A 14,078-nucleotide genomic window follows, 5' to 3' on the forward strand; every position below is an offset into this window, starting at 1 on the left:
AGTTCTTTAGCTTAAAAGCCTTAAGTATATCTGCAAACTATAATCCATTCTGATTTACCAAGCTTTGATTTATTGAAAAATGTTAAATCAACAAATAACTCCCTTTTGTTAAAAAATTACCAACCAAATAAAAAAATATCTCATATATTCGTAAAACATCACCTTATACTTTTATTTACCATTAAAAACACATTCATTTTATGAGTAATACATCTACAAAAGGAATTTGGAAAGTTATTTCGGCCTCTTCTATGGGGACGATGATAGAATGGTATGATTTTTATATTTTCGGAAGTTTAGCGGTTGTTATTTCGACTAAATTCTTTCCATCAGATAATCCAACAGCATCGTTCTTGGCGACATTAGCCACTTTTGCAGCAGGTTTTGTTGTTAGACCCTTTGGCGCTTTATTCTTTGGGCGCCTTGGAGATTTAATTGGAAGAAAATATACTTTTATGGCGACTCTGCTATTAATGGGATGTTCTACTTTTTTAATCGGTTGCATTCCGAGTTATGATACTATCGGTTTTTTAGCACCGGTATTAGTCTTGATTTTACGATTATTACAAGGTCTTGCGCTTGGCGGAGAATATGGTGGTGCTGCAACCTATGTTGCCGAACATGCTCCTGTAGGACAACGCGGGTATTGGACTTCGTGGATTCAAACTACAGCAACTGTTGGGCTTTTTATCTCTTTGATGGTTATTTTAATCACAAAAAGTACGCTTTCGACTGAATCATTTGATTCTTGGGGATGGCGTGTTCCTTTTTGGGTATCTATCGTAATGGTAGGAGTTTCATATCTGATACGAAAAAATATGGATGAATCTCCTGTTTTTGCTAAAGCTAAAAAGGAAGGAAGCATAAGCGTAAATCCTCTAAAAGAAAGTTTCGGAAACAGGTATAACCTAAAGTTTGTATTACTTGCTTTATTTGGGGCAACAATGGGACAAGGTGTAGTTTGGTACACCGGACAATTTTACGCTATGAGTTTTATGAAAACGGTAATGAATATCGAATCTTCTCAAGTAGATGGTTTACTAGGAATTGCATTGTTACTAGGCACTCCGTTTTTTATCGTTTTTGGGTGGCTCAGCGATAAGATAGGTCGTAAATATATTATGATGGGCGGTATGTTACTGGCTATCTTGCTTTACAGACCTATTTATAAACAAATGTATGAAACCGTAAATCTAGACAACAAAGTCATTTCGAACACTCATACAACTGAATCTGATAACAATGACAAAAAGGAACATTATGTTATTACAAACAATGAGTATTCTGACGGAACAATTGCAACAATTAAACAAATAGGTCATACTGAAAAGACGAATCACGAAACCCAAACTACAATCTCGATTAATTCTGAAGATAAATGGGCATTAATTTTTCTGGTTTTTGTTCAGGTTTTATTCGTTACTATGGTTTACGGTCCTATTGCAGCTTTCTTGGTAGAGATGTTTCCTGCAAAAATAAGATACACATCAATGTCTTTGCCTTATCATGTTGGTAACGGAATCTTTGGTGGTTTACTTCCTGCAATCTCAACTTATTTTGTAACTCACTCTAAAGAAGCTGGCAAATCCGACTTTTATCTTGATGGGCTTTGGTACCCTATTATTATAGCTTCGATATGTTTTGTTATCGGAATGATTTATATTGACAATAAAGACAAAAACACTCACATTTAATCCCCTTTTACAATGGATGTACTAAAACGAATATTGGGAATACTATGGATAATATTATCTATCGCAGCCGCTTACTTTTGCATTTTTGAATTTGGATTACCGAAACTTGTCTCCGATAAACAGGATGATTTAGTCTTCGGGATTATAATTCTATTTATCCTCACTCCTCTAATCGTTTTAGGCCTTGGTACTTTTGGGTATTTTTCGTTGATGGGTGAGTATGACAAAAAGAAATAAATTACATTTTTATATTTCCTAAAATTACTTTAAGCAAAAAAGCTGCCTATAATAACTTATAGACAGCTTTTTAACTAACAAACAAAACTATTTTTTCAAGAACTTCATTACTTGTATCTTGTTATTTTCATCTATTGCTTTCACGATATACAAACCTGTATTTAATTCGCTTACAGAAAATTCAGAAGTAATTTTTCCGCTTCCGCTAAAGCTTTTCACTAACTGTCCAGACAAGGAATAAACTTCTACTCTTGAAACTGGAACATTTAAAGTAAAATAATCCGAAACTGGGTTAGGATGTAAAGTAATCGCATTGGGTTTTTCGAAATTTTCAATAGCCAACAGTGCTTGTTTATTACCATAAATTCTGAACTCTCCTGCTGGAATTGCAATTGTAGCTGCAACATCAGTAACATTGATAGTTGTATTATCCATTAAATTATACCAAACTCCTGCATAAGGAAAACCTGTAGCAACACTTTGAGTTGTTACATCAAAATTTGCCAAAATCAACACGTCTTTTAACTGTGTCGACGCCAATGCTGCATTCGTAATTTTTATATTTGGAACTAATGAATTTGTATTAGACACGGTTACTGCTCCTGAAAAAACTGGTTCAACAGTTTTCATGGTAATCATTTTTGCCCAATCGTTATAAATTTGGCTTCGGCTTGAATTCCCTAACCAATTACCTGTCCATTGTGGTTGTTGTTTTGTATCAAGTTTACAATCTCCAGGAATTGCTCCCGAATCATCATTAACGGTTCCGTTATTGCATGCAAAAATAGAACTCTCCCAACCTAGATCGCCAAAATGCCATATCATTTTCGGACCTGGAATTAATAAAGAAACTGCTCCAATTGCCGACATTCTAGATAAAGCTACATTTAAGTTTTTTACATCATGTGCAGCATTATTACTATTACCATATTGTATATTCTTATACATTAATCGTTCTTCATCATGACTTTCGGCATACCCTATTAATCGATTGGCAGAAAAACCACGACTAGCACTTGTCATTCTAGAGATATTACTCTCGGTAGCATATCCCATTGACAACTGATTGTATGCATTGGTCATTTTCCCCCACATCATAATACCTTTACTAGGACTTTCATTTATTTTATAATTAGCCCACAATTGCTCTTCGGCATCACTTCCCAAATGTTCAAAAATTGTATAATGTGTAGGATCAAGATTCCAGGAATAATCTGCATACTTTTTTAATACATCTACCCTGTCTTGTTGTAAACTATTTGTGCACGATTCATCGCCCGCAGTACAGTTTTGTGTGAAGCCTTTGGTTAAATCCCAACGCAAACCATCGATTTTATATTCCTCGACCCAATGTTGGATTACTCTTTTTACATAGTTTTGAGTTCTCGCTTGCTGATGATTAAAATCTTCTCCAACACTATAACTATGTTTTGCCACGGTATTAAAATAAGGGTTGTCTGCCGATGGCGAACCCCAACCATCATTATCTGGGTCATTCATCCACATTCTTACCATAGGATTACGTCCAAATGCGTGATTTAATGCCACATCCATAATAACCGCAATTCCATTTTGGTGGCACAAATCAATAAATTCTTTAAGCTTATCCGAAGTACCATAAAATTTATCTAAAGCCATATGAAATGAGGTATTGTATCCCCAACTTTCATTGCCTTCAAACTCCATTACTGGCATTAATTCAATGGCGTTTATCTTTAAGTTTTTAAAATAATCAATCTTATCTATTAAACTTTGATAGTTTCTGTTTGCATCAAAATCACGAACTAAAACTTCATAAACCACCAATTTCTCTTTTTCGGGTTTAACAAAATTTGTTACTTGCCAAGGATATGGTGTTTGCCCCGTTTTTAAAACAGTAACTTCACGTTCTTGTCCTGCTGGATAAATGGGCATGTTTGGATAACTCGTAGCTGGAATTCCTGAATCGTCAAAAGGCGATAGGACTAAAGTAGAATAAGGATCTGCCGTTTTTACCAAGGAAAGAGAATTTGCCATTGGAGCATTAGCAACAACCCAATATTGATAGGTATTGTTTACTCCCGAAACTAATCCTGTTAACTCTAACCAGAACTTACCCGAATCTGGGTCTTTTTTCATTAAGTAATCGCTCGTAGGAACCCAATTATTAAAGCTTCCTGCCACATAAACATAATCTTTTAGCGGAGCATCCAGAACCAATGTTGCTTTTGTAGCATCGCTAGGATTATAATTTATTCCATCTACTAATCCCGCAGGCATCGCTACAGCTAATGTCGTTCCTGGATTAACTATTGCAGTGAATTTTTTAATAACAGTTGTTCCACTCTGAGTAATACTTAATTCATAACTCTGATTCCCCGTAATATTTGCATGATTAAATACATAACTAGTAGTACTCGGATTAGTATTCAGAACTATTCCATTTGATTTTAAGCTATAACTTGCAGCTCCATTTGTATTTGTAGCGGTAATATTTAAACTTCCTCCGCTTGCTACAATAGTATTGCTATTTTCTAGTGGCGAAGTCAAAGTAGTCTGAAAAGCCCCAACCTTAATAAAAAAATCTGAACAAGAAGGCGCAAGTTTTAATGTTTGAGAACCTGCAGCATTTCTAAACACCATTCCCATTTTTACAGCTGCTGCTTGTTGTATAGTTGTTAATCCGAAATAAATACTTGGCGTAATAACAATACTCCAAGTTCCATTCGGGTTTTTAGTCATTAACCCAACTCCATCATCAGCACCCCAATTTCCTTTTGCAGTTGCCCAAGGGTTAGCCTCAGTTCCTATTCCTGCATGCATATATACTTTTGAGGGATTTGCTCCCATTTCATTACAAGTTGGCGATGCAAAAGATGCGGTAATTGTTATAGGTTCGTTAACCTGAAACACAGCAGGCGATACTGTTATTTGTTGTGCATGAGTAACAATACCCCACAACAAAAAGAAAGATAATAGTAAAGTTTTTTTCATAGTTTTTTGGTTTTGGTTAGTTTGTATTAAAAAAGGCTACCCATAGAGATAGCCTTTAAATTATTTACATTAAGAAATTAATCTAATGTTATAGTTTTTGCAACATTATCAATTTTAAGAACTCTAGATCCAGTTGGTCCAGTATATTTAAAATTACTATCACCATCACCTGCATTTTCTAATTCTGCATCAATAGTATATCCTTTACCTGAGTAATATGGGTAGTTACGACTATTACTTGCACCCCAATTTCCTCCACTTGTAAAATCATTTGATAAAAATTCTCTAAATGCTTCTCCGCTTTTAAGAACAACAGTTACTTGATAGATATCAGTTTGACCTGCAACTAAAGGGAATTCAGTTTCAGCATCACCGTCCCATGACCATCCTCCAGGAGTCGCTGCTCCAACTAACCAATGAGAACTTGCTAATGGTACGTGATAAGGAGTTGCTTTAAAAGTATAGAAGTTAGAATATTGTGCTTCAGCACCAATTCCTACAGTAGCTTTAATACGAATATCAACACTATTTTCTTCTTTCTCTACAAAACCTCCGTTAACTAAAGCAGAGTTTAATTCAGCAACTGTCAAAGCTTTGAAACGAGCTGTAGTTGTAGTTACTGCGACAGGAGTTGCAAATTTAGTTCCTGCTTTTGCAATTTCAATAGTATAATTTACAACAGTTGCTGTACCATCGTACTTAGCATCATTCCAAATTACAGTTGTAGCAATCTCTTTTTCTTTATCTTTTGTAAGAACAATATTAAAATCGTTCTGTGGACTTAATAAAACTGGAGCTGTAACTGGTTGTATTACTGGTCTGTTTTCTACATCATCTCCATTACAAGACACCGTTAAAACACCAATGAATGCGATTAAAATTTTATATATATTTTTCATTTTATTTATTTTTTATAAGATTAGTTAGTATCCTGGATTTTGTTTTAAAGTTGGGTTAGCCTGAATTGTTTTTGAAGGGATAGGCATCAAGTCTCTAAATTCTTCTGTACTACTACCATTTTTAACGCCACCTTTCCATTGCCAGATTTTAGATCCTCCTGTAAATTTTCCAAAACGAATCAAATCTGTTCTTCTGTGACACTCCCAAAATAATTCTCTTCCTCTCTCATCTAAAATAAAGTCCAGTGTTAAATCTGAAGTTGTAATAACACCTGCTTTAGCTCTAAGCCTAATTTTATTAACATACTCTAAAGATGTCGCAATATTTCCAGATGCAGCCCCTCTAAGTGTTGCCTCAGCATACATTAAGTACACATCTGATAATCTATACATAGGAAAATCCGTGTCTGGCATATCATTTCTTTGAGCAGCAGTACCATCAGAATTGACATTAGTAAATTTTGTAACAGCATAACCATTAGTAAAAACTCCATAATCAGCAATATCCAGAGTTTGTCCGTTAGTATAAAAAGTACCTCTTTGATCAGCAGTTGCTGTTGCATCAGGAAATAATTTTACAAATTCTGGTCTTGCTCTTGTTCCTGACCAGCCACCATCCATTCCTTGATCCGCACCTACCATCTTTCCACCAATAGATGCATGAATAATAAAACTCATACCTCCTCCTATTGCTCTAATAGCATTACCATCTCCAACAATTGGGAAGATTACTTCTCTTTGAGCTCCGTTTCTGTCATTATTAGCCGAAAACAAATAACGATATGGAACATCTGCAAAACTATAAGCAGAACCTGTTATAATTTCGTTACAAACAATTGCTGCATCATTATTTCTTTCTTTCCCACTATATACTTTAGCATTTAAATAAATCTGTGCTAATAAAAATTTAGCCGCTGTTTTATCTACTCTTCCGTATTCATTTGTACCAGAAATAGCTAAAGTATTATCCATATCTTTTAATTCAGATTCTACAAAAGCAAAAACTTCTGCTCTTGATTTTTGTTCTGGATAAAAGAATCCTACAGGATCATTCTCAGTAGTAATTGGCACATTACCAAACAAGTCCATTAAATTAACATAAGAGAAAGCTCTTAAAAATCGAGCCTCTGCTCTAAATTTAACAATTTCAGCTTTCAAACTAGCATCAACACCTCTTTCTGCTAATTTCTCCTCTGACGTTTGTCTTAAAAACTCATTTGCAATACTAATTTCATAAAAAGCTCTTGAGAAAATCCCATACAAGAACTGATTACTAGGGCTCCATTTTTGTCCATTTATAGCTGGCAAACCATCATCAGACCAAGCTACAATAGCTTCATCTGTAGGGAATTCTTGCGTAACAAAAAGCAATCGCAAATAACTGCTAAAATCTCCACCAAGACCAAAAATATCCGGAGAAGCATCCCCATCATTTCCTCCTACATACAATCCTGCATATAACTTTGCCATTACTTGTTTATATGATCCCGGATCTTTAAAAAAGTCATCAGAAAGGAACTCATCATCATCTGTCGGCTTCACATCTAAGTCACTCGTACATGAAGTAAGGGTCATATTCAATCCTAAAATGAATAGGAGAAAATAAGATATATATTTAAATGATATTTTCATTTTGTTTATTTTAAAATTTTGTTTTTCAGTGTACTATTAGAAATTTGCATTTACCCCAAACAAGAATGTTCTGGCTCTTGGATAAACATTGTTGTCTATTCCGTTGAATTTTTCAGGATCTAAACCATCATATTTCGTAAGAACAAAAACATTTTGAACTCCAGCTGTAAACCTCAACGAAGCTGCTTTTAGTAACGTTTTATTAAAAGTATAGCCAAGTACAATATTATCTAACTTAATAAAAGAAGCATCTTTTACATAATAATCAGAGTAATTACGTTGTGTTCCATTTGAATTACTTTCAGTAGTAAAACCAGTATTATAATAATCTGAACTAATATTAGACAAATCAGAATCTCTTCTTAAACCTGCTTGTAAATACCCTTTATCAGAACTTACGTTATCATAAATATAATTCCCAACACTAGCTCTCCAACTCATTGTAAAATCGAACTGCCCATAATTTAAAGTAGAGAATAATCCAAAAGTATAATCTGCTGCTGGTTTATGAAATTTATAACGGTCAGCATCTGTTATAACACCGTCTCCATTTCTGTCTGCATATGCACCCTGAATAGGTCGTTTGTTTTCATCATATAATTGCTCAAATACAAAAAATGAATTTGGAGCAAATCCTTCTGAATGTATTAACACCTGATTTCCTGTACCACCTGCAATAACATCTCCTGTAATATATCCTTGAAATCCTGGAACAGTAGTTCCTAAATTCGATATTTTTTGGTCGATATAAGTTGCATTAGCAGCAACATTCCAAGTTAATTTATCATTTTTGATAATGTCTGATTGAAGATTAAACTCAACCCCTTTTGTTCTTACACTACCAATATTGCTATAACCTTGGTTTCTGATATTTGCACCATCTGGAACTGGAATCTCTGCTAAAAGGTCACTAGATTTTTTATCAAAATAGTTAAGTGTCCCTGTTATTCTATCGTTAAGAAATCCGAAATCAACTCCTACGTTCATCTCTGCTAAATCTTCCCATTTTATATCTTTATTATATCCTTCTGGTTTTGCTGCTCTGTAAATAACACCATTAAAAAGATATTGTGTATTAAGCGTTCCTAAAGTTACACGTTGCAAATAATCGTATGCAGGAGGAATATCTTGCTGTCCAGTAGTTCCGTATCCAACTCTTAACTTTAAGCTAGATAGTGTTTCTTTTCCTTTTAAGAAGTCTTCTTCTGCTACATTCCATGCGAAAGCACCTCCGGCAAAATTACCCCATCTGTTTTCTTTAGAAAAACGAGAAGTACCGTCTCTTCTATAATTCACTGTTAATAAATAACGGCTATCATATCCTAAATTCAAACGTCCAAAATATGATTGTAAGTTAACATCTGCATCTGTAGTAACATCTGATGGCGGATTTGGTCGCATGATATCACCTGAGTTATACCCCTCACGTTGAAACAACTGATAGTTGTATCCGGCAGTAGCATCAATCTTAAATTTCCCTAAATCTTTAGTATAATTAAAATAAGTATTTAAATTTTTATTCTGACGACTATCTGTATAACCAGTGTACCCTCCTAAATTAGTCCAGTTTCCTTTATCAAATGTAGTAGGTTGATATCCTAAAATACTCTCCGTACTTACTCGGGTATAACCATTAGTATCAAATTTATCAATACCAGCCTCAACAACAACTCTTAAGTCTTCAAAGAAATGAAGCTTATAATCTATCCTAATATTACCCCATTTTCTGGTAGAAGTTGCTCTACGCTCATCTTGATTCAATCTTGCAACAGGATTTCTCGCTGGCAACAATGGTACATTACCATTTGCCTCCAACCATTCAAAATAACCTCCATAACGTGAACCTTCTTGATAAACAGATTGTGTTGGATCAAACATAATCGCACTACTAATTACCGGACCTTCGTCTTGAAATTGATTTTTTCCGAAGGCTAAATTTCCAGTAATATCAATTTTTAAATGGTTATCAAATAAAACCGGATTTAACGATATCGATGTCGTAGTTCTCTCAAAAGAAGTGTTTCTTAAGATTCCAGGATTATCAACATTTCCAACAGATAAACGTACTGGCAATTTATTAAACAAAGCACCGCTAACCGAAATATTATTATTTGTTGTTAAAGCAGTATGAAAAATTTCATCTTGCCAATTTGTATTTGCTGTACCTAGTAAAGCTTTTTGTGCAGCGGTACCTTTTTCATTTACAAGAGTACGAAACTGGTCTGCACTTAAAACATCTACCGTATTAGCCACAGTATTGATACCAACCTGAGAGCTAAAATTAACTTTTACTCCACCTTTAGTTCCTTTTTTAGTAGTAATAACAATTACACCATTTGCTGCTCTAGAACCATAAATCGCAGCTGCCGAAGCATCTTTCAAAACAGTAAAAGACTCAATATCATTAGGATCAATTGTAGATAAAATACTTGTTGCCCCTTCTGTCTTAGCATTACTCATAGGAAGACCATCAACTACAATTAAAGGTTCGTTTGAAGCACTCAATGAAGATCCTCCACGGATTCTAATATCAGCTTTTGCTCCAGGAGCACCTCCTCCAACAACATTTACACCAGCAATTCGCCCGCTGATTAAAGTCTCCGGAGTTACATTAATTCCTTTATTAAATTCTTTAGCAGAAATTTGAGATACTGACCCTGTTGCGTCTTTTTTCTTAACAGTTCCATAACCTACTTGTACAACAACTTCTCTAAGCTGATTCGCATCCTCTTCTAAAGAAATACTTATATTTTTTTGTCCACTAAAACTAATAGTAGCACTAACATATCCGATGAAAGAAGCGACAATTTTATCACCACTCTTTACATTAGATAAATGGAATTTTCCATCAAAATCTGTAGAAGTACCATTGGTACCTCCTTGTACATTTACATTTACTCCTGGAATTGGTTGTCCCGTCGCTTTATCAAGAACAACACCATCTAATGTGCTCTGAGCAAACACACTAAAAGGAAGGAGTAAGAATAAAAATAACAACTTTTTATAAATTGTTTTCATACTTTTTGTTTAAATTAAAATTGAGTTTTGGTTGATTATTTTACTTTTATTTTTACTTCGAATTTCAAAATTAAGGATTTATTAACATGCCCGACACATAGCATTTTTTATTGGTTTACGAAAACGTGATAGTGTTGAAAACTTTCTATTTAATATAAGTTTTTAGGCATAATACTGTCATTTTTAAAAATAAATCATATCTTTATTAACAAAACAATTTTTTCCATATCAACAGTATGAAACGCAAAATAACCCTTAAACAAATTGCTAAGGAGCTTGATGTATCTATTTCTACCGTATCAAAATCACTACGAAACAGTTTGGAAATTGGAGAAGATACCCGATTAAAAGTTCAGGCTTTCGCCAAATTTTACAACTACAAACCCAATAATATTGCACTTAGTCTTAAGAATCGTAAAACCAAAACAATAGGTATTATTATTCCAGAAATTGTGCATCATTTTTTCTCTACAGTCATTAACGGAGTCGAAGAAGTTGCTAACGAAAATGGCTACAGTGTTATCATATGTTTATCCGATGACTCATTTGATAAAGAAGTACTTAACATGGAGATGCTTGCCAACGGAAGTATCGATGGTTTTATCATATCATTATCTAAAGAAACACAATTTAAGGGCGATTTTCATCATATAACCGAAGTCATAAATCAAGGCATGCCTGTTGTTATGTTTGACAGGGTTACCAATGAAATTTTATGCGATAAAGTAATCATCGACGATAAATCGGCAGCTTATGAAGCCGTACAGAGTTTGATTGATAAAGGGCGTAAAAAAATAGCCTTAATTACAACTGTTGATTACGTAAGTGTTGGAAAACTAAGAACCGACGGATATACAAAAGCGCTATTAGACAACGACATACCTTTTAATGAAGATCTTATTATTAAGATTGAAGATGTAGATACTTGCGAAATAATTATTAGTCAGTTATTAGAAGATCGTGCTATTGATGCTGTTTTTGCTGTTAACGAACTTTTCGCCGTTACAATAATTAAAACTGCCAGCAAAATGGGACTTCGAGTTCCCGAAGACTTAGCTGTTATTGCATTTACTGATGGGATTATATCCAAATATTCGACTCCAACGATTACAACCGTAAGCCAGAGCGGGAACAAAATGGGGAATAAAGCTGCAAAAATGCTTATAGATCGCCTAGAATCAGAAACCGAAGATGGCGAGGAAGAAGAAGAAAATTATAAAACTGAAGTCATTGAAACCCACCTTATAGAAAGAGAGTCTACAGATTAATTCCCTTAATACAATTGCATACAAAAAACCAGTAAAATTATTTAATGTGTTTTTATTTGTTTCTTTAGAAAAATAATTTATAAATTTACGCCAGCTCAAAACTTTTACTTTTACTTCGAAAAATAAGTTAAGTTTTGATAAGCAAAGCGCTTATCGTACATTCATTAAATTACGATAATGGAAAAGCGTAAATTAAGTTTTTGGGAAATCTGGAACATGAGTTTCGGTTTCTTAGGAATACAAATGGGGTTTGCTTTACAAAATGCAAATGCCAGCAGAATTCTTCAAATTTTTGGTGCCGACGTACACGAACTTTCATGGTTTTGGATAATTGCTCCTTTAATGGGATTAATTGTTCAACCTATCATTGGACATTATAGTGATAAAACCTGGGGAAAATTTGGTCGAAGAAAACCATTTTTTCTAGTAGGCGCTATTCTAGCTTCGGTTGGATTAATATTAATGCCACAAGCAAACATATTTATTTCTGTTTTACCTGCATTATGGGTTGGAGCCGGAATGCTTATGATTATGGATGCTTCATTTAATATTGCTATGGAGCCATTCCGTGCTTTAGTTGGCGACAACCTAAGAACAGATCAGCGTACAGCAGGATTCAGTATTCAAACAGCACTTATTGGTTTTGGAGCCGTAATTGGTTCAGCATTACCGTATGTATTAACCAAATGGTTTGGAGTTTCTAACAGCACCGTTCCTGGTAGTGTTCCTTTAAATCTTACACTTTCCTTTGTTTTGGGAGCTTTTGTTTTAATTGGATCTATTCTGGTTACTTTATTTACAACCAAAGAATATTCTCCCGAAGAACTAGAACTTTTTGAAGATCCTCAAAGTGAAGTTGATGTTCCTTCTGAAGAAAAATCAAAACTTACAGACATTTTTACCGACTTTGCAAAAATGCCAACCACTATGCGTCAACTTAGTTGGGTACAGTTTTTTTCTTGGTTCGGGCTTTTCGGTATGTGGGTATTTAGTACCCCAGCAATTGCACATCATATTTACGGATTACCATTAAACGATAATTCAAGTCAGACTTATCAAGATGCTGGGGATTGGGTTGGAATCCTTTTTGGAGTTTACAATCTTGTTTCGGCAATTATAGCCTTATTTTTTCTTCCAGTAATTGCGAAAAAAATAGGACGAAAATCTACTCACGCACTTTCATTAGTTATTGGCGGAATAGGTTTAATTTCTATTTATTTCATGCCCGATGAAAACTGGGTTATCCTCTCGATGGTATTAATTGGTGTGGCTTGGGCTAGTATTCTGGCAATGCCATACGCTATTCTGGCTGGATCTATTGCGCCTAAAAAAATGGGGGTTTACATGGGGATATTCAACTTCTTTATTGTAATTCCACAAATAATAAACGCAATAATCGGAGGACCAATCGTAAAATACCTTTATAACGGTGATGCTATGTACGCCTTAATTACAAGTGGAGTCAGCTTTTTGATAGCCGCAGTTTTAGTGTACAAAGTAAAAGATGTAGATGACGTTAAAATCTAAAATCTCATCTAAGAACTTTCTCCTTCTGATGAAATAGAAGTGGTTTCCTTACAATCAAAATTTAAATACTTTTTCGAAAGAAATACAAAATAAGCATATTATTAAATGAATACAAAAGCGTTTATATTCGACCTAGACGGCGTAATTGTTGACACGGCTAAATATCATTATTTAGCGTGGCAAAAAATTGCAAATGCATTAAACATTGACTTTACACACGAACACAACGAACTCTTAAAAGGGGTAAGTCGTGTACGTTCTCTAGATATTATTCTAGAATTAGGAAACATTCAAGCTTCACAAGAAGATAAAGACAAATGGCTCATCCAAAAAAATGAAGACTATCTTACTTATTTAGTAGATATGGATGAAAGCGAAATCCTTCCTGGAGTTTTACCTATTCTACAATTTTTAAAAGAAAAAAATCAAGCTATTGCATTAGGTTCAGCGAGTAAAAATGCCCGTCCGATACTCGAAAAAACAGGAATCATATCCTATTTTGATGTTATCGTAGACGGTAATGATGTTACAAATGCCAAACCAGATCCAGAAGTTTTCTTAAAGGCGGCACGATTATTAAACATAAGCCCAGAAAATTCTATCGTTTTTGAAGATTCAGTTGCAGGAGTTCAAGCTGCCAATATTGGAAACATGACCAGTATTGGTATTGGCTCTAAAACGGTCTTGCATGAAGCAAAATACATCTTTGAGGATTTCACCTTAATAGATCAAAATTTCATCGAATCATTAATCACAAAATAAATCAATCAAACAAAAACAATTAATGAATTAGAAAACATCTAATTAGATAATTCTCAAACTGCGTAATT

At 34.3% G+C, this 14,078-nt stretch carries 9 protein-coding genes; 5 read left to right on the forward strand and 4 right to left on the reverse strand.

The window, feature by feature from the left end; all coding sequences use genetic code 11:
• Positions 1 to 200 precede the first annotated feature (200 nt).
• Both IW20_RS10620 and IW20_RS26935 read left to right on the forward strand, forming a co-directional pair.
• A complete protein-coding gene (locus IW20_RS10620) occupies positions 201 to 1,694 on the forward strand; it encodes an MFS transporter (RefSeq protein ID WP_035621773.1) in 1,494 nt (497 codons plus the stop codon).
• A gap of 12 nt (positions 1,695 to 1,706) precedes the next feature.
• A complete protein-coding gene (locus IW20_RS26935) occupies positions 1,707 to 1,931 on the forward strand; it encodes a DUF6814 family protein (RefSeq protein WP_035621776.1) in 225 nt (74 codons plus the stop codon).
• 87 nt (positions 1,932 to 2,018) lie between these two features.
• Here the strand turns inward: IW20_RS26935 and IW20_RS10630 are convergent, their stop codons facing one another.
• The 4 genes from IW20_RS10630 to IW20_RS10645 all read right to left on the reverse strand — a co-directional run bounded on the left by IW20_RS10630 (position 2,019) and on the right by IW20_RS10645 (position 10,453).
• Entirely contained in the window at positions 2,019 to 4,904 is a 2,886-nt protein-coding gene (locus IW20_RS10630; RefSeq protein WP_035621778.1) for an alpha-amylase family glycosyl hydrolase, read from the reverse strand.
• 77 nt (positions 4,905 to 4,981) lie between these two features.
• The gene (locus IW20_RS25335) at positions 4,982 to 5,803 is read right to left on the reverse strand and encodes a SusE domain-containing protein (RefSeq protein ID WP_051885697.1); all 822 of its coding nucleotides are present in this window, start codon (positions 5,801 to 5,803) and stop codon (positions 4,982 to 4,984) included.
• A 24-nt stretch (positions 5,804 to 5,827) separates the two neighbouring features.
• Complete coding sequence (locus IW20_RS10640) at positions 5,828 to 7,435, reverse strand: RagB/SusD family nutrient uptake outer membrane protein (protein ID WP_035621780.1); 1,608 nt, start codon at positions 7,433 to 7,435, stop codon at positions 5,828 to 5,830.
• Positions 7,436 to 7,471: 36 nt separating this feature from the next.
• Positions 7,472 to 10,453, reverse strand: a complete 2,982-nt coding sequence (locus IW20_RS10645) for a SusC/RagA family TonB-linked outer membrane protein (protein ID WP_035621782.1) — start codon at positions 10,451 to 10,453, stop codon at positions 7,472 to 7,474.
• A 236-nt stretch (positions 10,454 to 10,689) separates the two neighbouring features.
• Here IW20_RS10645 and IW20_RS10650 point away from each other — a divergent pair, with 236 nt between their 5' ends.
• From IW20_RS10650 to pgmB, 3 genes are all read left to right on the forward strand, one after another.
• Entirely contained in the window at positions 10,690 to 11,721 is a 1,032-nt protein-coding gene (locus IW20_RS10650) for a LacI family DNA-binding transcriptional regulator (RefSeq protein ID WP_035621785.1), read from the forward strand.
• 177 nt (positions 11,722 to 11,898) lie between these two features.
• On the forward strand, positions 11,899 to 13,248 hold the full coding sequence (locus IW20_RS10655) for an MFS transporter (protein ID WP_035621787.1): 1,350 nt from the start codon (positions 11,899 to 11,901) through the stop codon (positions 13,246 to 13,248).
• A gap of 105 nt (positions 13,249 to 13,353) precedes the next feature.
• Positions 13,354 to 14,010, forward strand: a complete 657-nt coding sequence (pgmB, locus tag IW20_RS10660; protein WP_035621791.1) for a beta-phosphoglucomutase — start codon at positions 13,354 to 13,356, stop codon at positions 14,008 to 14,010.
• Positions 14,011 to 14,078 lie beyond the last annotated feature (68 nt).

The sequence above is a fragment of the Flavobacterium hydatis genome (assembly GCF_000737695.1).
Taxonomy (GTDB): Bacteria; Bacteroidota; Bacteroidia; order Flavobacteriales; family Flavobacteriaceae; genus Flavobacterium; species Flavobacterium hydatis.